Origin of the sequence: Streptacidiphilus sp. BW17, from assembly GCF_041262485.1 — a bacterium.
Lineage (GTDB): Bacteria > Actinomycetota > Actinomycetes > Streptomycetales > Streptomycetaceae > Streptacidiphilus.
In genome coordinates this window covers 29,843-54,172 of sequence record NZ_JBGCCR010000031.1, presented here as the reverse complement: position 1 = coordinate 54,172, position 24,330 = coordinate 29,843, and the positions used below count along the sequence as shown (strand labels likewise).

Annotated in this window: 23 protein-coding genes; 15 read left to right on the top strand and 8 right to left on the bottom strand. The window is 71.3% G+C overall.

What is annotated here, in order from left to right:
* Positions 1-84 precede the first annotated feature (84 nt).
* Both ABH940_RS29140 and ABH940_RS29135 read left to right on the top strand, forming a co-directional pair.
* Complete coding sequence (locus tag ABH940_RS29140; RefSeq protein WP_370071702.1) at positions 85-1,776, top strand: penicillin-binding transpeptidase domain-containing protein; 1,692 nt, start codon at positions 85-87, stop codon at positions 1,774-1,776.
* A gap of 272 nt (positions 1,777-2,048) precedes the next feature.
* The gene (locus ABH940_RS29135; protein WP_370071703.1) at positions 2,049-3,056 is read left to right on the top strand and encodes a PhlD; all 1,008 of its coding nucleotides are present in this window, start codon (positions 2,049-2,051) and stop codon (positions 3,054-3,056) included.
* A gap of 109 nt (positions 3,057-3,165) precedes the next feature.
* Here ABH940_RS29135 and ABH940_RS29130 read toward each other — a convergent pair whose 3' ends face one another.
* Positions 3,166-3,450 (bottom strand): DUF4190 domain-containing protein, encoded by a 285-nt coding sequence (locus tag ABH940_RS29130; RefSeq protein WP_370071704.1) that lies wholly within the window; start codon positions 3,448-3,450, stop codon positions 3,166-3,168.
* Complete coding sequence (locus ABH940_RS29125) at positions 3,447-3,605, bottom strand: hypothetical protein (RefSeq protein ID WP_370071705.1); 159 nt, start codon at positions 3,603-3,605, stop codon at positions 3,447-3,449. The genes ABH940_RS29130 and ABH940_RS29125 overlap by 4 nt, the downstream gene beginning before the upstream one ends.
* A gap of 135 nt (positions 3,606-3,740) precedes the next feature.
* Here ABH940_RS29125 and ABH940_RS29120 point away from each other — a divergent pair, with 135 nt between their 5' ends.
* Positions 3,741-4,361, top strand: coding sequence for a TetR family transcriptional regulator (locus ABH940_RS29120; RefSeq protein ID WP_370106617.1), 621 nt, complete (start codon positions 3,741-3,743; stop codon positions 4,359-4,361).
* Positions 4,362-4,474: 113 nt separating this feature from the next.
* Here the strand turns inward: ABH940_RS29120 and ABH940_RS29115 are convergent, their stop codons facing one another.
* Positions 4,475-4,792 (bottom strand): hypothetical protein, encoded by a 318-nt coding sequence (locus tag ABH940_RS29115; protein WP_370106616.1) that lies wholly within the window; start codon positions 4,790-4,792, stop codon positions 4,475-4,477.
* Here ABH940_RS29115 and ABH940_RS29110 point away from each other — a divergent pair.
* Complete coding sequence (locus ABH940_RS29110) at positions 4,782-5,201, top strand: DUF4232 domain-containing protein (RefSeq protein WP_370071708.1); 420 nt, start codon at positions 4,782-4,784, stop codon at positions 5,199-5,201. The two genes, ABH940_RS29115 and ABH940_RS29110, sit on opposite strands and share 11 nt — an antisense overlap.
* Before the next feature lie 53 nt (positions 5,202-5,254).
* Here ABH940_RS29110 and ABH940_RS29105 read toward each other — a convergent pair whose 3' ends face one another.
* Positions 5,255-7,180 carry an ArnT family glycosyltransferase gene (locus ABH940_RS29105; RefSeq protein WP_370071709.1) on the bottom strand — a complete coding sequence of 642 codons (1,926 nt, stop codon included), beginning with the start codon at positions 7,178-7,180 and terminating at the stop codon, positions 5,255-5,257.
* Positions 7,181-7,470: 290 nt separating this feature from the next.
* Between ABH940_RS29105 and ABH940_RS29100 the strand changes: the two genes are divergently transcribed.
* The 4 genes from ABH940_RS29100 (at position 7,471) to ABH940_RS29085 (ending at position 12,810) form a co-directional block, all read left to right on the top strand.
* Positions 7,471-9,768, top strand: coding sequence for a HAMP domain-containing protein (locus ABH940_RS29100; RefSeq protein WP_370071710.1), 2,298 nt, complete (start codon positions 7,471-7,473; stop codon positions 9,766-9,768).
* Between the two features lie 29 nt (positions 9,769-9,797).
* A complete protein-coding gene (gene pgsB, locus ABH940_RS29095; RefSeq protein WP_370071711.1) occupies positions 9,798-11,129 on the top strand; it encodes a poly-gamma-glutamate synthase PgsB in 1,332 nt (443 codons plus the stop codon).
* Positions 11,130-11,195: 66 nt separating this feature from the next.
* Positions 11,196-11,678: a poly-gamma-glutamate biosynthesis protein PgsC/CapC gene (locus ABH940_RS29090; protein ID WP_370071712.1), complete on the top strand. Its 483-nt coding sequence runs from the start codon at positions 11,196-11,198 to the stop codon at positions 11,676-11,678.
* 43 nt (positions 11,679-11,721) lie between these two features.
* Positions 11,722-12,810, top strand: a complete 1,089-nt coding sequence (locus ABH940_RS29085; RefSeq protein WP_370106615.1) for a hypothetical protein — start codon at positions 11,722-11,724, stop codon at positions 12,808-12,810.
* 237 nt (positions 12,811-13,047) lie between these two features.
* Here the strand turns inward: ABH940_RS29085 and ABH940_RS29080 are convergent, their stop codons facing one another.
* Entirely contained in the window at positions 13,048-14,229 is a 1,182-nt protein-coding gene (locus ABH940_RS29080; RefSeq protein WP_370071714.1) for a hypothetical protein, read from the bottom strand.
* 446 nt (positions 14,230-14,675) lie between these two features.
* Between ABH940_RS29080 and ABH940_RS29075 the strand changes: the two genes are divergently transcribed.
* Positions 14,676-15,752, top strand: a complete 1,077-nt coding sequence (locus tag ABH940_RS29075) for an alpha/beta hydrolase family protein (RefSeq protein WP_370071715.1) — start codon at positions 14,676-14,678, stop codon at positions 15,750-15,752.
* A 124-nt stretch (positions 15,753-15,876) separates the two neighbouring features.
* On the opposite strand, the gene ABH940_RS29070 is transcribed toward ABH940_RS29075, so the two are convergent.
* Positions 15,877-17,097 (bottom strand): GNAT family N-acetyltransferase, encoded by a 1,221-nt coding sequence (locus ABH940_RS29070; RefSeq protein WP_370071716.1) that lies wholly within the window; start codon positions 17,095-17,097, stop codon positions 15,877-15,879.
* 131 nt (positions 17,098-17,228) lie between these two features.
* Positions 17,229-18,749 (bottom strand): long-chain fatty acid--CoA ligase, encoded by a 1,521-nt coding sequence (locus tag ABH940_RS29065; RefSeq protein ID WP_370071717.1) that lies wholly within the window; start codon positions 18,747-18,749, stop codon positions 17,229-17,231.
* A gap of 166 nt (positions 18,750-18,915) precedes the next feature.
* On the opposite strand from ABH940_RS29065, the gene ABH940_RS29060 reads away from it, so the two are divergent.
* The 5 genes from ABH940_RS29060 (at position 18,916) to ABH940_RS29040 (ending at position 23,647) form a co-directional block, all read left to right on the top strand.
* Positions 18,916-19,872: an alpha/beta fold hydrolase gene (locus tag ABH940_RS29060; RefSeq protein WP_370106614.1), complete on the top strand. Its 957-nt coding sequence runs from the start codon at positions 18,916-18,918 to the stop codon at positions 19,870-19,872.
* Positions 19,873-19,991: 119 nt separating this feature from the next.
* Positions 19,992-20,690 carry a TetR/AcrR family transcriptional regulator gene (locus ABH940_RS29055; RefSeq protein ID WP_370106613.1) on the top strand — a complete coding sequence of 233 codons (699 nt, stop codon included), beginning with the start codon at positions 19,992-19,994 and terminating at the stop codon, positions 20,688-20,690.
* Positions 20,691-20,881: 191 nt separating this feature from the next.
* Positions 20,882-22,126, top strand: coding sequence for an acyl-CoA dehydrogenase family protein (locus tag ABH940_RS29050; protein ID WP_370106612.1), 1,245 nt, complete (start codon positions 20,882-20,884; stop codon positions 22,124-22,126).
* Positions 22,127-22,145: 19 nt separating this feature from the next.
* Positions 22,146-22,964: an enoyl-CoA hydratase-related protein gene (locus ABH940_RS29045; RefSeq protein WP_370071721.1), complete on the top strand. Its 819-nt coding sequence runs from the start codon at positions 22,146-22,148 to the stop codon at positions 22,962-22,964.
* Positions 22,961-23,647, top strand: a complete 687-nt coding sequence (locus tag ABH940_RS29040) for an HAD family hydrolase (RefSeq protein WP_370106611.1) — start codon at positions 22,961-22,963, stop codon at positions 23,645-23,647. Before ABH940_RS29045 ends, ABH940_RS29040 begins: the two co-directional genes overlap by 4 nt.
* On the opposite strand, the gene ABH940_RS29035 is transcribed toward ABH940_RS29040, so the two are convergent.
* The gene (locus tag ABH940_RS29035) at positions 23,637-23,876 is read right to left on the bottom strand and encodes a dsRBD fold-containing protein (RefSeq protein WP_370071723.1); all 240 of its coding nucleotides are present in this window, start codon (positions 23,874-23,876) and stop codon (positions 23,637-23,639) included. The two genes, ABH940_RS29040 and ABH940_RS29035, sit on opposite strands and share 11 nt — an antisense overlap.
* Positions 23,877-23,978: 102 nt before the next feature.
* Between ABH940_RS29035 and ABH940_RS29030 the strand changes: the two genes are divergently transcribed.
* Positions 23,979-24,203, top strand: coding sequence for a DUF6011 domain-containing protein (locus ABH940_RS29030; RefSeq protein WP_370106610.1), 225 nt, complete (start codon positions 23,979-23,981; stop codon positions 24,201-24,203).
* The last annotated feature ends 127 nt before the right edge of the window (positions 24,204-24,330 follow it).

Here is a 24,330-nt window from a genome sequence, read left to right as displayed (position 1 = left end):
GCTCCACTTCGTCCATCCGCCGCGCGGCAGGCCGGGCTCGTCCGAGTTCCGGGCCGAGGGCCGCGTCCAGCTCCCGGGGAGATCATGCAGCGCGATCCCGACATGCCCATGTGGCCGGGTCAGGAGGCCCCTGGTTCCCGGCGGCGGAGCAGCAGGAAATGGGTCATCGGCGCGGTGGCCGGTGTGGCCCTGGTCGGTGCGGGCGGCGTGGCCGCCGCGTTCGCGCTGCAGAGCCCCGCGAAGAAGCCCTCCGACAACCTCTCCGCGGACCAGGCCCGGGCGGCCGTGACCGTCACCACGCCCACCGCCGCGCAGGCGGCGGCGACCACCCAGCAGTTCCTCGCCTCCTGGGCGGGAGCGCAGACCACCGCCGCCGCGCAGGCCACCGACCAGCCCGGCGCGGCACAGTCCGCCCTCCAGGGCTACGCCACCGGCCTGCACGCCACGAAGGTCGCCTTCACCGGGGTGACCGCGGGCGCCGCCGATCCGGGGGTCGCGCACGCGGTGCGCACGACGTTCCACGCGACGGCCACAATCGACGGCGGCAATGCCCTCAGCTACGCGGGCTCCGCCGACGTGGTCGTCGTCAACGGCAAGCCGGAGATCCACTGGCAGCCGAGCGTGCTCTACCCCGGGCTCCAGGCCGGGCAGACGCTCACCTACGGCAAGATCTCGGCCACCTCCGCCACGGTGGTGGACCGCCACGGTGCGACGCTGACCGTCAAGGCGTACCCGTCGCTGGTCGGTGTCATCAGCGCGCTCCAGGCCGAGGACGCGGGCAAGGTGACGCAGACGCCGGGCGAGGGCATCGCGATCACCGGGGCGGACGGGAAGACCGTCAAGGTGCTCAAGACCATCCGCGCCGCGGTGCCGGGGACGATCAAGACCACGCTGGACGCGGGGATCCAGGCCGCGGCCGAGCGGGCCGTGAACGACACCAACATCGGCAAGATGCCCGCCGACGTGGTGGCGATCGACTACACCACGGGCGAGATCCGCGCGGCGGCCTTCCGGGGCGGCGACGCCGCGCTGAACGGTGCGGCGGCGCCCGGGTCGACGATGAAGATGATCACCTCGGCCACGCTCTTCGACAAGGCGGGCGCGCTCCCGAGCGACAAGGCCCCCTGCGTCAAGAGCACCGTGATCAACGGGCAGACGTTCCACAACTTCCAGAACGAGATGGACCCGACCGCGGACCTCACCAAGGACTTCGCGATCTCCTGCAACACCGGGTTCATCGACGAGGCCACCGGCAAACTGCACTCCGGCGACCTGCGCGAGGAGGCCCAGGACGTCTTCGGCATCGGCGACTGGCACATCGGCGTGCCGACCACCGACGGCAACGTGCCGGACGAGAACGGCAGCACCAACCTGATCGCCGCCCAGTCCATCGGGCAGGGCCAGGTGACCATGAACACGCTCGCCATGGCCTCGGTGGTCGCGACCATCGCGGACACCGGCTTCCACCAGCCGATCATCGTCCCCGGCCTGCCCCAGCAGACCGCCAAGCGTCCGATCTCCGCCACGACCGCGGCCGAGATCCGGCAGATGATGGTCGTCACGGCCACCGCCTCCTACGGCACCGCCGAGCCGCGCATGCAGGGCATCAACGGTGGCGCCAAGACCGGCACCGCGGAGACGGCGACCGGCACCAACGGCTGGTTCGCGGCGTACGACACCAGCAACCACCTCGCCGTCGACGCGCTCGTCATCGGCGGCAAGGAGGGTGTGCTCACGGCCGGTTACGTCGCGCGCGACGTGCTGCTCGCCGGCTGAGCCCGCGTCAGAAACCGCCTCTCGGCTCACGACCTGGTACGGCCGCCGCTCCCTCACCGGAGGGCGGCCGTTGCCGTCAGGGCGTTGCCCTCGGACGGCCTATGCATCAGGGCGCGTGCACGTCCGCGCGTTCGATTGGGAAGCCTCAAGCCGAGCTGTTCCGTCGTGGCCACCGAAAGGCGTACGTCATGGGCTTCGGGATGCAGGATTTTGCTGTTCGGGTACACAGACCGGTCTTCCGCCCCGCGGAGTGCACCGCGACCGTCGACGAGGTGGTCGAACTTGCGGCCCTCGCCTTCGACCGGGGCGTGCTGCCCGAACGCGTCGAGCGGATGATGCGGGCGACCGGCGTCGAGACGCGGGGCTTCGTCCGTCCGGCGAAGGCGATCTTCACCACCGGTTCCGGGCCGGCCTTCTGGGACGAGACGGCCGACCTGCTGACCCGGATGGCCCGGGAGGCCGCCGAACGCGCCCTGGCAGTGGCCGCTTTGGCGCCGGACCAGATCGACGCGCTCGTGCTGACGAGCGTCTCGGGCTGGTCCATGCCGGGCGTCGACGCCCGGCTGATCCGCAGTCTCGGGCTGCGCCCCACCGTCCGCCGACTGCCGGTTTCGGTGATCGGCTGCGCCGGTGGCGTCTACGGACTGATCCGGGCGCGGGAGCAGGTGGCCGCCCACCCGGACGCCAGGGTGCTGGTCGTGGCCACCGAGGCGTTCAGCATCGGCTTCCAGCCCGGGAACACCAGCACGCCCTCGATGATCTACAAGGCGCTCGGCGGGGACGGCGCGGCGGCTGCCGTCGTCACGTCCGTCGGCGACGTCCGTCCCGGTCCGGCGGTCGAACTGCGGGACCCCTTCGAGCTCCTGGTGCCCGACACCGAGGACGACTACCGGATGACCGTCGATCCCGGAGCGGGGCATCTCGGCTTCACCTCCACCGCCGAGGCCCCGCAGGCGATCCTGAAGGCAGAGGACCACCTCGCCGCCTGGCGCGGCCGATCGGGAGCCGTCGAACCGACGTTCATCGTGGCGCACCACGGCGGCCCGGCGATCCTCGAACGCACGGCGCAGGTCTTCGGCTGCGACCGCCAGCAGTTGCGGCATTCGTGGGAGTCGCTGCGCTGCCACGGCAACATGACGTCCGTCTCCGTGCTCGACATCCTCGCCCGCACTCTCGACGACGCCGACGGACCGCGTCCGGGGGAGGAGGGCCTGATGCTCGGCATCGGCCCGGGGGTGACCATCGCCGCTGCCCGGCTGCGCCGCGTCCCGGCGGTCTGACGCGCCGACAGACGCAGCGGGGCCCGGTGATCGGATCGGATCACCGGGCCCGCCGGGTGTGCTCGGGTGTTCTTCGGCGTGCTTGGGCGTGTCCTGCTGGGTGACCGGGTCAGCCGTGCCAGAGCAGCAGGCTGTGGCTGGAGGCGACGGTCGTGGCGAGCACGACCAGGTCGGCGACGCCGAGGGCGATGCCGAGGCCGGCCCGGAACGGGCGGTTGGTGCGGCGGACCAGGGCGAGCGTGGCCAACACGATCGCGCACGGGCCGAGCACCAGGTTGAAGACGATCAGGCCCGGCAGGCCGAGGATGAACGACGCGACGGCCATCTGGTCGGCGTCGAAGGCGCGTTGACGTTCGGTGAAGGTGTCCACGGGACGGCTCCGAAAGGTGGTCACTGCTGGTGCTTCCGGCGGGCGAGGCCTTCGCGGACACCGAAGACGAGCAGCCAGGCGGAGATCGCCGTGGCGGCGATGAGGAAGGTGGACAAGCTGCTGTGGACGGCCGCGCCCGCCAGCAGGCTGAGGGCGACGAGAGCGATCAGGAGACTCATCGAGAGGCTCTTCTCTCTTGGAGAGTGCAGACGACGGCTGAAATCTCGGCGAACACTTGTGATGACAACTGTTCGCTGACTTCTTCACTCTACGCCGAGTGGCGCATTTCGGCAAACAGTTGTTTACTCAATGGCGTGAGTCACACGCCAGGGGTCCGGGAGGCCCAGAAGCAGCAGTCCCGCCGGGCACTGATGGACGCGGCGCTGCAGTTGCTGGAGCATCAGAGCTTCTCCGGTCTGGGCATGCGCGAGGTGACCCGCGAGGCGGGCATGTCACCGGCGGGCTTCTACCGGCACTTCCGCGACCTGTCCGACCTGGGCGTCGCGCTGGTCGAGGAGGCCCTCGCCAACCTGCACGGGATGGTCCGTGCGGCCTTCGCCGAGCAGGGCGACACCGACGAACTGATCGACCACGCCGTCGATGTGATCGCCGACCACGTCCGGAGGCACCCGGCGCACATCCGGTTCATCGCGCGCGAGCGGTTCGGGGGAGTGCGACCGGTCCGCGAGGCGATAGCCGCCGAGTTGGAGAGCTTCACCGACGAGGTCGCCCAGGAGCTGGGCTCGCAGTCCAACTGTTCGGGTTGGAGCCCGGAGGACGTCCGGATGGTCGCCCGGCTCTACGTCGACCACATGGTCCTGACGGCGGCGGCGCTGCAGGAGGCCGACGCGGAGACGGCGGAGCTGATCATCGCGACCGCCCGTCGCCAGTTGCGACTCGTCAGTCTCGGTCGGCGGCACTGGACTTCGGGCTGATCGTCCGGTGGGGCTTGTCATCCGGCTGTGACAGAGGACGGACATGACCGTCGATCTTGGTCCGATATAAATGTTGGTGCCAGAACAGTCAGTAAGCCTTCCTGGCACCACTTCTATCGGGGAACTCTCATGCGCACTGCTTCACGTCTGTCCGCCGCCGCCGTCGTGCTCGCCGCAGGTCTCGCTCTGACCGCCTGCGGCTCCAGCGGGTCCGGCTCGTCCAGCAACGCGGGCGGCACCTCGTCCCCGGTCGCCTCGACCTCGACCTCGGCGTCCGCGTCGGCCTCGACCGGGACGTCGGGCAGCACGGGGAGCACCGGCACCACGGGCAGCACCGGCGGCAGCGGCACCACGGGCAGCACCGGCGGGTCGGGGAGCGGCTCGGCCAGCAGCGCGAAGTGCACGGTGCAGGACGTGAAGATGACCGTCACCGGCCCCGACGGACACGCCAACGACCAGCAGGCGGCCCGAGCCACCCTGCACGTGGTCAACAACTCCGCGCACAGCTGCACCCTCACCGGCTTCCCGGGCATCGAGCTCGCCGACGACCAGGGCAAGTCCTCGCCGATCAACGCCGACCGCCACACCGGGATGCAGGTCCAGACGGTGAACCTGGTGCCGGGTCAGTCCGCCCAGGCCGACCTGACGTTCAGCGACGTCAACACCCAGGGCACCTCCTCCGCTCGCTACGTCTGCGCGGTCCAGGGCTCCAAGGTCCAGGTGATCCTGCCGGACACCACCACCCCGAAGTCGGTGCCGGTCTCGGGCGGCATCGACAACGGCGTGCTCAGCGTCTGCGGCTCCCTGACCGTCGACCCGTTCTCCGGTCTGGCGGACTGATACCGCTTGCAACCGCATGTATCAGCTGGCTCTGACAGACCTCTGACGGTCCGTCAGAGCTGGCTGCGGCAGTCGTAGAGGGTCTCGACGCCCTGGTAGGGCATTCCGTAGGCCGCGGGCGAGACCACCGCGCAGTGCGAGGTGACCCACTCGCTCGCCGCCGTCTTCGGTCGGATCGAGGTCGTGATGACGAACCGGAGCCGGCCCTGCTGCACCAGCGTCGCCATCTGCTGCGCGGACGGGAACGGCGTGTTCCCGGTGAAGCCGCCGGTGACCAGGATCGGGTCGGATGTCGCGCGCAGCAGTGGCTCCGCGGGCTCCGCGCTCTGGGTGGCGACCAGGTAGTAGGTGGTGCCGCGGTTCTGCTGGAGGTAGGTCAGCAGCTTGCCGTAGATACCGGCCGGGGCGCCGAAGTTGATCGGGTTGCCGGGCCCGTGGTGCAGCATCTGCGTGTAGCCCGACCCGACCGGTCCCGCCAGCGGTGAGGTCGAGACCCCCGCGTACAGCGGGTTGAGGGCCGTGGAGAAACACCACGCGGCCGGTGCCAGTACCAGTGCCAGCAGGCCCGTCGCCACCGATGCCCAGGTGACCTGGTCGATCCGGGGCCGGGGCTGCGTGCCGCCGCGGGCCAGGCCCGCCGCCGCGCCGAGGGCGAGCAGGCCGACGACGGGCACCAGCCAGACGTCGAAGCTCTTGTACTTCGAACTCACCACCACCGCCCACAGCACGCCGACCAGCAGCGCCGCGAGCAGCGCCCGGGACCGGTCGCCACCCTCCCGGTAGGCGGACCAGGCCGTGGTCAGACCGGCGGCGGCCAGCGCGGCCAGGGCCGGGGCCAGCACCACCAGGTAGTAGTCGTGGATGCCCGAGGACGCCCCGAAGGCGAGGGTGTTGATGACCAGCCAGCCGCCCCAGAGCAGGTAGCCCGCGCGTCCCTGGTCGGTGCGCGGCTCCGCCCGCCGCCAGGCCAGGCCGAGACCGAGGCCCAGCAGTGCGATGGGCAGGAACCAGCTGATCTGCGGCGCGGCGGTGTGGTTGAGCAGCACCGTCCAGCCGGAGCCGCCCACGGGACGGCTCGCCGCGGTTCCCGCGACGCTGCCGAACCCGGGGTTGCTGCTCGTCGCGCTGCTGCCGAAGCGGGACAGGCCGTTGTAGCCGAAGGCCAGCGCGAACGGGTTGTTGCCGGTCGTCCCGTCCAGGTACGGGCGCTGCGACGCGGGCATGATCCAGACCCAGAGCATCCACGAGCAGGAGACGAACAACGCCGTCACGCCCGCGACGACCACATTCCTGAGCCGGCGCCAGAAGTCCCCGGGGGCGGCGAACACGACGACCAGGGCGAAGACCGGGAGGACCACCCAGGCTTGGAGCATCTTCGCCTGGAAGGCGAGCCCGGTCCACACCGCGCAGGCCAGCAGTGGACGCAGACCACCGGTCCGCACCGCGTTCATGGCGCTCCCGGCCGCCAGCACCAGCAGCAGGGTGAGCAGCGTGTCGGCGATGTCGCCCCGGTCCAGGGCGGTGGCGATGGGGGTCACCGCCAGCATCAGCGCGGCCAGCAGCCCCGCCACCGCGCCCGCCCACCGGCTGACGACGCGGTAGAGCACCAGCACCGTGGCGACGCCCTCGACCGCCTGAGGCAGCGCCACCGCCCAGACGTGCAGCCCGAAGATCCGCACCGACAGCGCCTGCGGCCACAGGTAGCCGGGGAGCTTGTCGACGGTGATGCTGCCGCTGGAGTCGAGCCCGCCGTACCAGAAGGCGTGCCAACTCGTCGCCATGGAGCGCACGGCAGCGGTGTAGTACGGGTGCACGGACGTGCCGCCGAGACCCCACCCGTAGAGGTACGCGGCCAGCAGGCCGACCAGCGCCAGTCCGACGGGGACCCAGACCGGCGTCCGTTCGGCGGCGCGGCGCGCCGCACGGGTCCGGCTGCTGCCCGCCTCGGCCGACGACGGGCCGAGATCGGTCGTGGTCATGGGGTGGCACCTCTGCGGCTGTGACGAGGAAAAGGAAGTGGTGCAACCGGAGTGTAAAGGCACTCCCGTCCGCCGAGGTCCGCGGCCTTGAATAAAACCCCCGAGGAACGGCGAAACCGGACAGGCCCTTTGGGGAGTCTTCCACAGCGCGGACACAGCCTCGAACGCGATGACGAAATTCTGGTAGGAAAGGAGTCCCTGTTGTGACGTTTTTGTGCCCCCGGGCCCGATAGCGTGCGGTTGACTGTAGGCCCCCACCGGTCGCCACGTGCCTTTCTCTCCTCCGAGAGGTGAATACCCTGTCCACGCCCGCCGTGACGCCGGGGCCGTCGCAGTACGGTCCTGGTCGGCCTCGTCGGCACCGCACCCGGCTCCGGGCCGACATGCCGCTGCTGGGCGGCGTCCGTCCTCCCCTCGCCGCGCTGCTGTGCCTGCTCCTCGCCGTCGTCGCCCTCGCCATGCTGGCGCTGGGACAGACCGTGGCCGAGGACGTGGCGCCCGCCGTGCTCAACTCGTCGCAGCACATCGCCTCCGACACCGCCTCCGACATCCGCGCCGCCGTCAACCAGGACGTGGCGGCGGTCCGTGAGGACGCCACCGCGATCGAAGGCGACCCGGCGACCACCGACGCCGCCTACCTGAAGACCCTCACCGCGCTCGGCACGTCCTGGCGCGGCGCCGCCCTGGTCGACCCGACCACCGGTCAGGAGCTGGCCACGACGGGTGAGGCGTTCCCGGCGAGCGCGGTCTCCTCGGTGGCGGCGAACGAGTCGATCCCGCCGAAGCTGGTCACCCTGAGCAACGGTCAGACCCGGCTGCTGGTCTTCGCCTCGGTCGACCTGCCCGGCCAGGGCACCCGGCTGCTGGTCGGCTCGGACGTGCTGACCGCCCCGGCGCCGGGCGGCGACCTCACCCGCACCGTCGAGGTGGCCGACCGGCACGGCAAGGTCGTCGCCGCCTCCGGCCCGGCGCTGACGACCACGCAGGACCGGCGAATACCCGCTGACGCGTCCTCCGCCGCGGCGCAGCAGGGCGACATCGCCAACAGCTCGACCCGGCCGTCCGGTTACCTGCTGGGCAGCCTGGTGGGTGGCCGCCGGACCGTCGCCGGCTGGGCGGACGTCGCCACCGTCTCCGACGGCGGCGCGGACGCCCTGCACCTGGTCGCCGTCGTGGCCGTCTCCACCCCGCAGACCTCCGCCGTCACCGGCAACTCGCTGGTCGCCCTGGTCGCCGCCGCCTCCCTGCTGGGCGCCGCCCTGCTGATCACCGCGCTGCTGATGCTCGGGTTGCAGCGCCCGCTGCTGCGGCTGCACCTCGCGGGCGCCCGGATCGCCCGCGGCGACGTCTCCCGGCCCGCACCGCAGCCGCGCCTGGGCGAGGCCGCGCGAATAGGCCGCGCGCTGGAGGGGCTGCGCCGCCAGCAGGTCGGCTCGTCCCCCAAGGTGTTCCAGCCGCTCAAGCGGACCTTCGGCGCCCGTGCCCTGGTGCTGCTGTGCGGGTTCGTCCTGGTGGCCTGGTCCGTCCCGCTGCTGTTCGTGCTGGACCGGCCCGCCGGGCCCGAGCAGGTCCCGGTGCAGCTGATCAGCGATCAGCAACTGCGCACCGTCGCCGCCGCGAACCGGGTGGAGAGCAGCCTGGCCACCGGCTACACGGACGCCGCCTCGGTCGCGGCCTCGCTCTCCGCGTCGAGCACGACCGGGCGGATGCAGCAGCTGCTCGGCAGCACGCTCAAGGAGCACAGCCGCTACCGCGCGCTCTACGTGCTGGCCCAGGACGGCTCGGTCCTCGCCTCGGTCGGCCTGCCCCCGCGCCAGCAGCTGCACCACGTCCCGCCGGGCGGCGGTGTGCTGCAGCTCAACACCGGCGGCAAGGTGCCGTCGACGGCCGTCTACGCGGTCGTGCCCAAGCCCGCGCCCGTTGCCGGGAAGCAGCCCGCCGTCACCGGGCCGGGGACGCCGGTCGCCGTGGTCGGCGAGTTCGACACCAGCTACCTGAACAGCGTCCTCAACCACGCCGGCATGGGCCATGTCTGGCTGGTGGACGCCGAGCACAAGGTGATCGGCTCCGACGGCGGCTTCCGCGCCTTCCAGAGCCTGCCCGACTCCTCGCTGACCGGGCTCGCGGTCGACAACCCGGTCCAGCCCGCGAACGCGGTCGTGCCCACCTCCGACGGCACCGCGATCGCCGCTGCCGCGCCGGTCGACGTCATCGCGAACGTGTCGCGTCAGCCCAGCTGGCAGGTGGTCAGCTCGCAGCCCGAGTCCTGGCTGGACCTGAGCGCCAACCGCACGGAGCGGCTGACCATGCTGGTCGGACTGCTCGGCCTGACCGTCTCGGTGATCTGCCTCGGCTGGCTCTTCGTCGTTGTGGTCCGGCCCCTGCGCGACCTGGCCGAGGTCGCCGAGCGCCTGGCCTCGGGTGACCGCCGCACCGTGCTGTACCCGGTCCATCACGACGAGGTCGGCTCCATCACCCGGAGCCTGGAGATCATCCGCCAGCGGCTGGGCGGTGGGAGCCGCGCGTCTGCGTCTTCCAAGGCGACCAAGGCGGGCAAGGCCGGCAACGCCACCGCGCCCCGGAACTGACAGACCATAAGGCCCTAAGGAACGATTCGGTGCTCTTCCTCTACTGCGTGCTGGTGATCTGCTGCGCCGGGCTGCTCCTGGCCGGCATCGTCGAGCAACGACGCCACTACATCTCGCTGGAGCAGATACCGGTGCGGGTGCTGGTCAACGGCATCCGCGGCAAGAGCTCCATCACCCGGCTGTGCGCGGGCGCGCTGCGCGGCGGCAACCTGGTCACGGTCGCCAAGACCACCGGTACCGCCGCTCGGTTCATCCACCCCGACGCCACCGAGGAGCCGGTCTACCGCAAGTTCGGCCTGGCCAACGTGGTCGAGCAGATCGGCATCGTGCGTCGTGCCGCCGTCTACCGGCCCGACGCGCTGGTCATCGAGTGCATGGCCGTCATGCCGGCGCTGCAGGAGATCAACCAGCAGAAGCTGATCCGCTCCACCATCGGCGTCCTGTGCAACGTGCGCGAGGACCACCTTGCCGAGATGGGCCCCACCCTGGACGACGTGGCCCGGTCGCTGTCGCGCTCCATGCCGGAGGGCGGCATCTGCGTGACCGCTGAGCGCGACCGGCTGGCGATCCTCCAGCAGGAGGCCGACAAGCGGAACTGCCGCCTGATCGCGGTGGATCCGGAGACCGTCAGCGACGAGGAGCTCCGCGGCTTCAGCTGGTTCACCTTCAAGGAGAACGTCGCCATCGCCCTGGCCGTCGCCGACCTCCTCGGCGTCGACCGGGAGACCGCCCTGCACGGCATGTGGGAGGCCCCGCCGGACCCGGGCGTGCTGTCGGTGGAGCGCTACCGCACGGACGACGACAAGCGGCTCCGCTTCGCCAACGTCTTCGCCGCCAACGACCCCGAGTCGACGCTGATGAACGTGCGGCAGCTGCTCGACCTCGGCGCGATCCGCCGCCCGCTCAACGTCGTGATCAACTGCCGTCCCGACCGGGTGGAGCGCAACGGCCAGATGGGCGCGATCGTCCCCGACCTGGCCCCCGACACGGTCTTCCTGATCGGCCATCCGACCAAGAGCGCCCGGGACGGCATCCCCGACCACTGGCAGGGCCGGATCGTCGACCTGGGCGGCGACCGGCGCGACCCGGAGGAGCTCACCCGGGACCTGCTCGCCGAACTGCCGGAGGACTCCTCGCTGGTGGCCGTCGGCAACATCCACGGCCAGGGCGAGCTCTTCCTGGACTGCCTGGCCGAGCTGCCGGCGGACGAGGAGGAGGACGACGCCTTCACGCCGCCCGCCCCGGAGGGCCGGTACGCCGAGCTCCCCGAGGGCGTCGAGGATCCCTGGGCCGTGCCTTTCGGCCTGTCCGCGGACTCGCCGACGCTGACGCTGCGCGTCCCGTTCCAGCGACGGCGCTAGCGGCCCTGTTGTGAGCATCAGCCCCACCAGTCGACCCACCGTCGGATCCCACCACGAGGAAGCCCTGTGATCCCCGCCAACGTCACCCCCCAGACCGCCGCGCTGGGTATCGCGCTCGGCCTCGTGTTCTCGCTCATCTGCTACCTCACCACCAACCTCTCGCCCGGCGGCATGATCACCCCGGGCTGGCTGGCGCTGACCCTGGTCACCGACGTCGGCCGGTTCTGGCTGGTCCTGGGCGTCACCGCGGTGACCTTCCTGGTGACGGTGGGTCTGCAACGGGTCGTGATCCTCTACGGCAAGCGGCTTTTCGCCGCGGTGGTGTTGACAGCCGTCGTGCTGCAGATGAGTGTCATGCTGGCTCTGCAACAGGAGTTCCCGCTGCTCTACACCGCACAGACGCTGGGCTTCATCGTGCCCGGCCTGATCGCCTACCAGCTCGTCCGACAGCCCAAGGCCGCCACCGTCATCTCCACCACGGCGGTGACCCTGGCCGCCTACGTCGTGCTGGCGGCGGGTCTGCTGCTGGGCGCCCTGCCCACGGCCTGACCCACGCCGGTAGCCGGCATCCCCGATCTATGGAGTTCCACCGATGTCCCCGTCGTCCCCGTCCTCTTCGTCCCCCTCCCGTCGCACCCTGCTCGCCGGTGCCGCCGGTCTCGTCCTGGCCGGAACGGCGGGGGCGCTGGGATACGAACTTCACAACCGGGGTGGCACGGGGAGCACGTCCCCCGGCGGCGGGGACGCGGCGTCGGCGGGAGACTCGGGCCCGGTGACGCAGTCCGGTGGCTACCGCTTCCAGCGCCAGAGCTCGCCGGGCCGCACCGTCGCCCTGGACGCCTCGGGCAACCAGCTCGCCGTCTTCACCGACGGCGCCCGCACCGTCGTGCTGCGCGGCCCGAGCCGGACCTTCAGCGAGCCGCGCACCACCGATGCCACGGTCACCACCGAGGCGTGGGTCCGGCTGCTGCCGAGCGAGTGGAAGCAGGGCGAGGAGAAGAGCGCCTGGTTCGCGCAGTGGTTCCCCAGGACGCTGAACGACACCAGTCCGGACGTTTTCGCCGTCGCCTTCGAGTACAGCAGCGCCGGAGCGAAGGACCAGTACAACGCACAGGGTGTCCGTTTTGCGGGAACTGCGCATTTTGGTCCGCGTAATCCGAAAGTCAGCGGACCGCTGGATTTTGCCTACCATGCGGAGCAATCGGACTTCTACGACTATCTCGGAATTCCCTGGACTTTTCCGGATGGAACGCAAGTCCAGCCCGAAAAGGCACGCTACGGCGACGTGGACTGTTCTGGATTCCAGCGGCTGCTCTGGGGCTACAGGATGGGCATGCCGATGCACAACACCGACACCACGGGCGTCGGTCTGCCCCGCCGCGCCTTCGCCATCGCCGCCTACGGCCCCGGCGTGCTGCTGATCCCCAACACCGGCACGCAGGCCACCGACCTCAGCGTGCTGCAGCCGGGTGACCTCGTCTTCTTCGGCATCCTCAAGGGCCAGCCGGACGTGATCGACCACTGCGGGTTCTACATGGGCCCGGACAGCAACGGCCGTCCGCGCTTCTACTCCAGCCGCTCGGCGGCCAACGGCCCGACCATGGGCGACCTGGCCGGGCACGCACTGCTGGACGGCACCGACTTCTACGCCCGGGGTTTCCGCGGGGCGCGAAGACTCTAGGCCTTCAGCTCCCACCACGCCGACAGGGCCCCTCGGCGGACCCTTCGGCACGGATGCCGTCGAGCTGCCAAGAGGCCCTGCTGTCCCGCCCGTTACGGGGTCGGGCTGTCCGATCGAGACCCCCGTTCAGGATCGGAACCCCTGCGCTCCGGGGCGGTCGCAGTCGCTACCGGAGCACAGGACGTGCTGCGACGCGCTGAGGACGTGCTGTCGGTGCATCCCGTGTTGCCCGTGCCGTCAGTGCAGGGTGGCGTGGGAGAGGTCGCACTCGTTGGTGTCGTTGGACCAGGTGGCCTGCTCGGCGAAGCTGCCGGTGCCCATGGAGACCATGCCCGCGCCGCCCGCGGTGCCGGGGGAGAGCCAGGCGCACTCGTCCGCGTTCTCCTGGCCGTTGTAGCTGCTGCCGGACTGCTGGTTGGTCCAACCGCCCGCCGGGTACTGGTCGGACATCATCTCCTGCCACTCGTGGCCGAGGGTCATCGTGTACCCGTCCAGCGTTCCGGGCGAGTTGATGAAGCCCACGCCGCAGCCCTGGCCGGAGTCCATGTTGTAGGGCTGGTTGGAGAAGGCCAGGTCGCCGTAGGGCGAGTTGACCGCACCGCCGGTCAGCGAGGAGTCGCCGGTGTAGTCGTGCCAGGCGCAGTACTGGCCCTGGTAGTTGTCCGGGTTGGTGCCCGTCGGCGAGAGGATGACGTAGTAGGCGTCACGGTTGGCGTCGGCGGTGGTGTTGCCGAAGTGCGTCGCCGCGTTGACGGCCTCCTGGCCGAGCTGGTTGCCGGACGCCGCGCTCGGCGAGGCCGCCGAGTTGTCGTACCAGACGCCCGACAGCACGCCACCGGTCTGGTAGGGGATGAAGCTGGCGTTGCTCGGGCAACTGGTCGCCCCGGCGCTGACGTTGGGGCCGTCGCACCACTGCGTCAGCACGGACGACCACTGCTCGCCGCCGGTGCCGATGCCCTTGAACATCTCCTGGGCGGCCGACGCCGCGCCGTCCGCGTCGCCGGAGAAGCTGGCGTCACCGTTGGAGTCGGTGGACTGGGTGCCCCACTGGTTGCCGTAGAAAACCAGGTACACCTTGGCGTGGCCGTCCAGCACGCCGACGCCGTTGATGCCGCCGCCGTAGGACAGCGTCTCCGGTCCGGTCGCGGCCTGCGGGCTCTTGTGGGCCTTGGCCCACGAGCTCATCCTGGCGGCGGTGGTGCGGTTGGGTATGACGCCGTGCCGGTAGGCGTGACCGGTCTGCGGGTCGAACGGGTTCGCGGCCACGCCCGCCGCAGCGGCGGCCGGGGCGTGCGACGGCACGGGCACGGCCGACGCGGAGGGCGCGGTCGCGGCGAGGGTCACGGCGGTGAGCAGGGAGAGGGAGGCCAGGCCGGAGACGGCGAGGCGGCGGGCACGAGGACGTGACGTAACGCCCATGGTGGGGCTCCTTCCGCTGTCGGTCCAGGATCCGGGCCACTGGTGGCGGCACGGCTGGAAGCGACTCGAACGAGGGGTTTCCGCGGATGCCCGATGGCAGACGAGAAGTCAGTGGTCCTGAACCGACTGCCCGTCACCACTGGGCGTGGTGGAGTCAACTGGTGATGACTGGGCACCGTCAATAGAAGGAACGCAGAGGTGCAGAATCCCCACAGCTCCCGCACAAGAATCGACGGTGGCCTCCGCATGGGCCGCGGGGTCGATGGCGTGGGCGGGGAGCCTGTCGGCACAGCCGTCGGTTGTCGGAGCGTCCTGCCGGTTGTTGGCCGTGGCCTGCCGCCCGGGGATCCACTGGTGCCCCACCCGTCCGCCCACTCGTCCGCCCACCCGTCCGCCCGCGCGTCGGAGCGCGGGCGGACCACCGGAACCTGGAGAGCCCTTACCCGATGACGACGTTCGTCGACACCCCCGGCCTGCTGTCCCACTTCGTCGCAGGCAACCGCTCGCGGGCGGCAGGCGCCGGAGTGGACCCCTTCGAGTACGAGCGGGTGACCGCCACGGTCGCATCGCTGCGGGAGTGGCCCGCAGCGTTCGAGCGCACCGGCCGCGCCCACCTTGAGGCGGGGGAGCGGGCGGAGGCGGCCGGACACTCCGTCACGGCGGCGGTGGCCTACCGCACCGCCGCGGCCTGGCTCCACTGCGCGACCCTCCTGCCGCACCCCGACCGCGAGGCGCTCGTCCGCGCCGAGACCGCCGCTGACGAGGCGATGCGCAGCTCGCTCGCCCTGGCGGAGCCGGACGCGGCGCGGATCGAGGGGCTCGGGTTCGTGGGCTGGCTCCGCCGTCCCGCCGGGGTGGACCGGCCGCCGGTGGTGGTGATCGTCCCCGGTCTGGACTCCAGCAAGGAGGAGTTCCACGATGTCGCCGACGCCCTGCTCGCACGGGGCCTGGCGGTCGCGGCCGTCGACGGCCCGGGGCAGGGTCTGCTCGCGGTGAGCTCGGCGCCCGAGCCTCGGTACGAGAAGGTGGTCGGCGCGGTCCTGGACCACCTTGCTGCCCGTCACAGCGGGTTGGACCACGAGCGGATCGGTGTGATCGGACTGAGCCTGGGCGGCTTCTACGCTGCCGTGGCTGGCGCCCGTGAACCGAGGGTGCGTGCGACCGCCACGGTCAGCGGTCCCACGGTCCTGCACTGGCCCGAACTGCCCGCCTTCGTCACGGAGACACTCGCCCAGCGCTGCGGATCCCTGGACGGTGCACGGGAGTTCGCGGGGCAGATAAACCTGCTGCCGCTCGCCGACGCCATCGGCGGGCCGTTGCTGGTCGTGGACGGAGGCCAGGACCGGATCCCGGGCGTGACCAACGGCGCTTCATTGGCGACTGCTGCTGCGCAGAGCGAGTACCTGCTCGTGCCGGACGGGGACCACCTGCTCGGCAACGCAAGGGCGCAGTGGCTTCCACACACTGCGGACTGGCTTGTGGCACATGTCGGTCAGGACGCCATCGCGTCGGACTCGGCCTGAGGGCACACGGGCATGACCACGTCGGCGGTCGCTTTGAGGGCCGGCTCGAAGCCGAATGCCGACGGGAAGTTGACGGACCGTCAACTGTGGTTATCGGCCTGCCCGTCGGCCCGGCGTCGCGTGGTCAGAACCAGTGCAGGCAGTGCGGGGCACGCTCGGCGCGGAAGAGGGCGTCGGCGAGGGCCGCCGCGCCGGGGCGGTGGGCGTGGATGTGTCCGGCGCGCACCAGCGTGCTCGGTGCGGTGCCGCCGAGGTAGAGCGAGGCGAGGTCACTGACGTCCAGGGACAGGTCCGGCTCCCGGTCGGTGGGAACGCAGTCGGCCTTCCCGTCCCGGACCGTCAGCAGGTAGCGGGCACGCTCGCCGAGGAACGGGTCGTCGACGTCCAGGACCAGCTCTCCGTCGGTGGACCAGCCGCGCGCGGTCAGGGCGCTCGGGATGTCGAGCAGGCGGACCCAGAGCCAGTCGGTGTCGTCACTCACCTCGGCCGCACGGAAGTCCGCCAGCTGCCAGCGCAGCGGGTGGTCGGGCGCGACCTGCTTGAACACGACCCGGCCGACCAGGTCGTGGTCGAGCGCGAACCGGGCCAGGGCGGTGGCCACGGCGTCGTCGGCGGCGATGGTCTCGTCGACCGTCAGGGTTTCCTTGTCGCGGGTGTAGCTGGCGTACCCGTCGGGGACACCGTCGGCGTTCCGGTGGACGGCGACGTAGCGCGGCGCGCGGGCGACCGGGGGCTGCCCCGCGCCCGACGCCCACCAGCGGTGCGGCCGGGACAACGCGCCGGGCTGGGCGCGGCGGTACCGGTCGTAGACCTGCTCCAGGATCTCGCCGCACTCGGCACGACGCAGCACCTCGATGGAGCCGGCCGCCTCGCGCACCTCCCCGTGGCGTGCCCTCGGGAGGGCGAAGGCGCCCTGGTGTCGCTGGACCGTCAGTTGTCCGGTGTAGGTCGCCGGTCCGTAGCCGAACCTGCGGTAGATCACGGCCTCGGAGGCCAGCAGCACCGAGAGCGACTCGCCCCGGGCGCGGAAGTCGGTGAGCTGTTGCCGCATCAGGGCGGTCAGCGCACCCTTGCGTCGGTGCGAGGGCAGCACGCCGACGCCGGTCACCCCGGTGGCCGGGACGAGGACCTCGCCGGGCAGCGTGAGCTCGAACGAGTACGCGCCGGCGGTGCCCACGGGGCGCCCGTCCGCCGCGACGGCGAGGAGGTTCCGGTCCATCTCGAACGCCGCCCAGAAGACCCCGCCGCCGTCCGCGTCCGGGGTCTGACGGAAGAGGCCGAACGCGGTGTGGAGTGTGTCGACGAAGACGTCGAGGTCCTGGTCGGTCGTGGGACGGATCTCCATCGCTGGCGCTGCCTCTCTCCGGTGCCGGGGCAGCACGACCCGTGATGCCCCGGCACAGTGCAGCGTCCGCACAGCCACAGGGTCAAGGGGTTTACGGACCGGCGGCGACCGGTCAGCTCACCCCGAGGGGCTCAGCCGAGCTGGTCGAAGAGGGAACGGTCGAAGAGGGAACGGTCGATGGCCCGCTTGAGGATCTTGCCCGTCGCGCCCTTGGGGAGCGTGTCGACGAAGGCGACCAGGTGCGGGACCTTGTACGCGGACAGCCGCTCCTTGGCCCAGGCACGCAGCGCCGCCGCGTCCGGAGTGGCGCCCGGACGCAGGGCGATCGCGGCGGCCACCTCCTCGCCGTAGTGCGCGTCCGGGACGCCGATCACGGCCGCCTCGACGACGTCGGGGTGCTCGTAGAGGACCTCCTCGACCTCGCGCGGGTAGACGTTGTAGCCGCCGCGGATCACCAACTCCTTCTTGCGGTCCACGATGTGGAGCTCTCCGGCGTCGTCGATCCGGCCGAGGTCGCCGGTGGCGAGCCAACCGTCGTGCAGCACCTCGGCGGTGGCCTCCGGACGGCCCCAGTAGCCCTTCATCACCACCGGACCGCGCACATGGACCTCGCCGATCTCGCCCGCCGCCAACTCCGCTCCGTCCAGGGCGCGGACGGCGATCTCGCAGCCGGGGATCGGCGCGCCGACCGACCCGACGGTGGTGGCGCGGTCCGCGACCTGGACCGTGGCGGAGCCGGTGGTCTCGGTCAGCCCGTAGCCCTCCAGGATCGTGCAGCCGAAGCGCTCCTCGAAGGCCCGCTTGACCTCTCCCGGCAGCGAGGCCCCGCCGGAGGAGGCGAGGCGCAGCGAGGCGAAGTCGGCCGGGTCGGCGTCGCCCGAGGCGTGCAGCAGGGCGTTCCACATCGTCGGCACGCCCGCCGTCGTGGTGAGCCGCTGGTCGCGGATCATGGCCAGCATCTCGTGCGGGTCGAACCGGGGGAGCAGCGACAGGGACGCACCGACACGCATGGTGGTCGCGAGGATGCAGGCCTGGCCGTAGACGTGGAAGAGCGGCAGTGCGATGCCCGCGCGGTCGTCGGGGCCGAGGTCGTGGATCCCCTGGTAGATCGATGCGCAGGCGTGCAGGTTGCCGTGCGTGAGCATCGCGCCCTTGGGGCGGCCGGTGGTCCCGGAGGTGTAGAGGATCGCGGCGGTGTCGTCCGGGGTCGCGTCGGTGGGTGCCACGGTCGAATTGCCCTCGGGTGTCAGGCCGTCCAACTCCCGCTGCAGCTCCCAGTACGGCACGCCGATGGCGGCTGCCGCCACCGCGGGCGCGGGGGAGACCGCGTGCCAGCCCAGGACCAGGGAGATCCCGGCGTCCGTTCCGATGTACTCCAGCTCCGGCGCGGGGGCCATGGTGTTCGCGGTGACCGCGATCGCTCCGACGGACAGCACGCCGTAGTAGGCCGCCACGAACTCGGGGACCGACGGGGCGATCAGCAGTACCCGCTCCCCGGCCCCGATCCCGGCCGCGCGCAGCCGCGTCGCGACGGCGGAGGCGTTGTCGCGCAGGGCGGCGTAGGACCAGCGCTGACCGGCGGTGCCGTGGAGGGCGGTGCGCTGCGGGGCGGACTCGGCGTGGTCCCAGACGGGTTGCGCGGCGTTCGACATGGGTTCCCTTCCGGAGGGCGGTCCGAGGGTGTTCCGTGGGTCATCCGTGCGACTGACCCCGGTATGGATGAATCCAACGTCGGGTTCAATATGCATGTCCGGGCACCGAGCGGGGAAGACGCGGAAGACATTGAATCCGACGTCAAGTTTGACTAGCCTCGCTCCCATGGCCACCGACAGCAGCACACTCGCCGCGTGGCAGAAGCTGGCCGTGCGCCAGGTCGCCACCAACGGCATCGAGCTCCGCGTCTTCGGCACCGGAGAGAGCAGCGAAGGCGACGGTGTCGCGGACCTCCCGCCCGTTGTCCTCTGCCACGGCTTCCCCGAGCTGGCGTTCTCCTGGCGTCACCAGGTCGGCGCGCTCGCCGACGCGGGGTACCGCGTGATCGTGCCCGACATGCGCGGCTACGGCGGCAGTTCCCGGCCCGCCGATCCCGCCGCCTACGACATGGTCACCCTCTGCGCCGACCTGACCGGGCTGCTCGACGCCCTCGGCCTCGCCGACGCCGTCTTCGTCGGCCACGACTGGGGCGCGGCCGTCGTCTGGCACCTGGCCCTGCTCCACCCGGACCGGGTGCGCGCCGTGGCCGGGCTCAGCGTCCCGCCCGCGCCGCGCGCGCCCGTCGCGCCGCTGTCGATCCTGCGGTCGCGGATGGGCGAGGACTTCTACATCTCCTGGTTCCAGACGGCGGAGCCCGAGACGGCGCTCCGTGCCGACGTGCGGCGCACGCTGCTCTCCCGCCGCGCGCCCACGGCCGCGTGGGCGGCCCGCGACGAACCCGCCGAGCCGCGTCCGGACTGGCTGGACGCGGACGAACTCGCGCTCTATGTCGAGACGTTCGAAGAGACCGGATTCACCGGCGGCCTCAACTACTACCGGAACATCGACCGCAACTGGCAGTTGATGGAACCGCTGGACGGCCGCACGGTCGACCAGCCGTCCTTCTTCGCGATCGGCTCCCGCGACCCGGTCGGCAAGTTCAGCGCCACCGACCGGCTGGACCGCGTGCTCACCGACCAGCGCGGGCAGCTCGTGCTGGACGGCGCGGGCCACTGGATCCAGCAGGAGCGCCCCGCCGAGGTCAACGCGGCCCTGCTGGGCTTCCTGGACTCGCTCCGCTGACCGCGGTCTACTGACCCCGTTCCGCTGACCCCGTGCCGCTGACCGCGTTGCGACGGCCGGGGCCGGGGAGGGCCGATTGCTATCATCGGCTCGTCGAGAAGCACGTCGAAGGGACACTTGTGGCAGGCCAGGTCCCGACCGACGGCGGCTCCGCTCCCTCCGCGCTCTCCGGCACCTCGCATCCGGCGGGTGAGCGGATCACCAGCCCGCGCAGCGCACGCGGTGAGCGGACCCGCAACGCGCTCGTCGCGGGCGCCCGCGAGGTCTTCGAGCGCGACGGCTATCTGGACGCGCGGATCACGGACATCTCCAAGGCCGCGGGTGTCGCGTCCGGCTCCTTCTACACGTACTTCACCAACAAGGAGGAGATCTTCGCGGCCGTCGTCGAGCAGGTGCAGGAGGAGATGCTCCATCCGCACCTGCGCGAGCGGACCGGGATCACCGACGCCCGCGAGCTGATCGACGCCTCGAACCGCGAGTACCTGCGCTCCTACAAGCAGAACGCCCGCCTGATGGCCCTGTTCGAGCAGGTCGCGCAGATCGACCCGACCTTCCGCGCGTTGCGCATCCGGCGCGGCAACGCGTTCGCGCAGCGCAACGCCAAGCTGATCAAGCAGCTCCAGGAACGCGGCGAGGCCGATCCGTCGCTGGACCCGCTGGTGACCGCGCACGCGCTGTCGAACATGGTGAGCCGGATGGCCTACACCGTCTACGTGCTGGAGCAGCGCATCGCCTTCGAGCGGTTGGTGACCACGCTCAACCAGATCTGGTGCAACGGACTCCAGCTGCGCGAGCCGGGTGGCCACGGGTCGGACTAGCCCCGGAGTAAGCCCGAACCAGCTGTACCGCAAAGGGATCTGACGTCATGTCGGGTCCCTTTCCGCTGTCCGTGCGCAGGTCCGGCCACGCCAGGGAGTACTTGAACTTGACGTTGGATTCAACTATACAGGGAACGTATCCGGTCGCCCATGACCTGGCGGCGGCCCGAACCTCCTGGCAGGAGCCCGTCATGTCCCTGTTCGAGCTGTCGGAGCGCGCCCAGAAGTACCAGGCCGAGCTGCTGGACTTCATGGACACGCACGTCTACCCCGCCGAGGCGGTCTACGAGGAGCAGATGCGTGCGGCGGGCGACCCGCACGCGCAGCCGCCGGTGCTGGAGGAGCTCAAGGCCGAGGCGCGCCGCCGGGGTCTGTGGAACCTCTTCCACCCGGACCCGAAGTGGGGCGCGGGCCTGACCAACCTGGAGTACGCGCCGCTCGCCGAGATCATGGGCCGCAGCGCCCACCTCGCGCCGGAGGCGACCAACTGCGCGGCGCCCGACACCGGCAACATGGAGGTGCTGACGCTCTTCGGCACCGAGGAGCACCAGGAGAAGTACCTGCGGCCGCTGCTGGACGGCACCATCCGCTCCGCCTTCGCGATGACGGAGCCGGCCGTCGCCAGCTCCGATGCCACCAACATCGAGCTGCGGATGGAGCGCGACGGCGACCACTACGTCCTCAACGGCCGCAAGTGGTTCGCCTCCAACGCGCTGCACGCCAACTGCACCGTCATGATCGTGATGGGCAAGACCGACCCGACCGCGCAGCGCCACCGCCAGCAGTCGATGATGGTCGTCCCGATCGACGCCCCCGGCGTCACCGTACTGCGCGGCCTGCCGGTCTTCGGCTACCAGGACCGCGAGGGCCACGCGGAGATCACCTTCGAGAACGTGCGCGTGCCGCTCACCGACGTGCTCAAGGGCGAGGGCGAGGGCTTCGCCATCAGCCAGGCCCGGCTCGGTCCGGGGCGCATCCACCACTGCATGCGCGCCATCGGCATGGCCGAGCGGGCCCTGGAGCTGCTGTGCCGCCGCGCCCTGTCCCGGACCACCTTCGGGAAGCCGATCGCCGAGCGCGGCAACATCCAGGACTGGATCGCCGAGGCGCGCATCGATATCGAGCAGATCCGGCTGCTGACCCTGAAGGCAGCCTGGATGATGGACACCGTCGGCAACAAGGCCGCCCGCACCGAGATCGCCGCCATCAAGGTGGCCGCGCCCAACGTCGCGCTCAAGATCGTCGACCGGGCCATCCAGGTCTTCGGCGCCGCCGGGGTCACCGACGACTTCCCGCTCGCCAGCGCCTACGCCCACCTGCGCACGCTGCGGATCGCCGACGGCCCGGACGAGGTACACAAGGCGGCGATCGCCAAGCAGGAGCTGGCCAAGTACCGAAACGCCGAAGCCCGAAACGCCGCAGCCGGCAACGCCTGAGCCTTCGGGAGGACGCGTCATGGAGACCTCACTCGCCGCCGCGACGGTGCTCGCCGAGCGCCGCGGCTCGGTCCTCGTCCTGACGTTGAACCGCCCGGAGCGGCTCAACGCCTGGACCTACGCCCTGGAGGACCGCTACTTCGACCTGCTCGACCAGGCGGAGGCCGACCCCGGCGTCCGCGCCGTCGTGGTGACCGGAGCCGGGCGCGGCTTCTGCGCCGGCGCCGACCTGGAGGACCTCGAGGCCGCCGGGAACGCGGACGCGGAGACGCTCGCGCGGATCCCCGCCCGCAGTCGCCCGCGCACCCGTCCGCTCACGCTGCGCAAGCCGCTGATCGCCGCGGTCAACGGCGCGGCGGCCGGGCTCGGCCTGGTCCAGGCGCTCTACTGCGACATCCGCTTCGCTACGCCCGAGGCCAAGTTCACCACGGCGTTCGCGCGTCGCGGACTGATCGCCGAGTACGGCATCGCCTGGCTGCTGCCACGCCTGGTCGGGGTGAGCCGGGCGACGGACCTGCTGCTCTCCAGCCGGGTCGTGCGCGGCCAGGAGGCCCTGGCGATGGGCCTGGTGGACTTCGTCGCCGAGCCGGACCAGCTGCTGGACGCCGCCGTCGCCTACGCGACGGACCTGGCGGAGAACTGTTCCCCGTGGTCGATGAGCGTGATCAAGCAGCAGGTGCAGCGCAGCCTGGACAGCAGCTTCGCCGCCTCCGTGGCTGAGGCGGACGCGCTGATGCTGGAGGGCTTCCAGCGCCCGGACGTGCGCGAGGGCGTCGCCAGCTACCTCGAACACCGTGCCCCGGCCTTCCCGCCCCTGGAGCCGGAGGCGCTGACGTGACGTCAACTCTCTTCAACGACCCGCTCCCCAAGGCTGTGCTGACGGACTTCGGCGGGGTGCTCACCACCGACATCTTCGCCTCGTTCCGGGCCTTCTCCGCGCGCGTCACCGGCGACCCGCACGCGGTGGAGCGGCTCTTCCGGGAGGACGAGGACGTCTCCCGCGCCCTTGTCGAGCACGAACGCGGACGCGTGCCGCAGGCGGAGTTCGAGCAGGCGCTCGCCAAGGGGCTGCGGGGGCGTGGTACGGACGTCGCGCCGGACGGCCTGCTGGCCGCGCTGAGCGCGGACATCCGTCCGGACACGCGGATGGTGGACGCGATCCGCCGCCTGCACGCGGCGGGGGTGCCGGTGGCGCTGGTGTCCAACGCCCTCGGCGACGATCTGTACCGAGACGTCGACCTTCCGGCGCTCTGCGACGTCGCGGTCATCTCCAGCGAGGTGGGCGAACGCAAGCCGGGACGCCGGATCTACACGATCGCCTGCGAGCGGCTGGGCGTCGCGCCGGAGGACTGCGTGCTGATCGACGACCTGGAGCAGAACCTCAACGGTGCGGCGCGCCTGGGCATCCGTGGGCTGCACCACGTCGACAGCGCGGCCACCGTCCGGGCCCTCCAGCAGCTCTTTCCGCAGGCCTTCCCGCAGGCCTTCCCGGAGAGCGGGGCCGGATCCGTCACTCCTTGAGGTCGGTGCCCGCCTTCATCAGCAGTTCGCTCGCGAGCGCGTTGAGCGCGCGGGCCGCCGCGGTCTCCTCACCGACGCGCAGTTGCTCGGGGTCGTTCTCGTGCCGGGTCGCGTGACCGCGTGCCCGCAGCTCCGTGCCGTCGGGGAGTCTCAGCATGGCGGCGGCCCGGGTCTTGCGGTCGACCTCTTCGAACTCCATCTCGATGTGCCAGCCGACGATGGTCTGCATGGTGCCCACCTCCTGGCGTAGCCGTACACCCATCCAGCCTGCGCCCGCCCTGGTGCGACGGCATCCGGAACCACGGGCCGTGCCGGCCCCTACGCTGGCACCGTGACCGATCCCCTGCTGCCCGGACTGACTGGCCTGACCGGACTGGACGGCCTGACCGACGTCGACGCCGACGCGTCCGGCGAGAAGCTCGTCCGCTGCTCGGGATGCGGTCGCCCGCTCCGCGACCCCGCGAGCCGGGCGCGCGGTCACGGCCCCGTCTGCACCGAGATCCGCCTCCTCGAACCGCCGCGCGGCGAGCAGCAGGAGACGCTGCCGGGACTTTAGGCCCCGTCGAGCCCGGCTCATGGAGGGTTGCCTACCGTCGGGGACGAGGCTGAGCTGAGCAGCCTGCGGGCGGCCCCGGCGCGTACCCCCGTCGCGCCGGGGCCACAAAACGCCCGAGCCAAAAGGC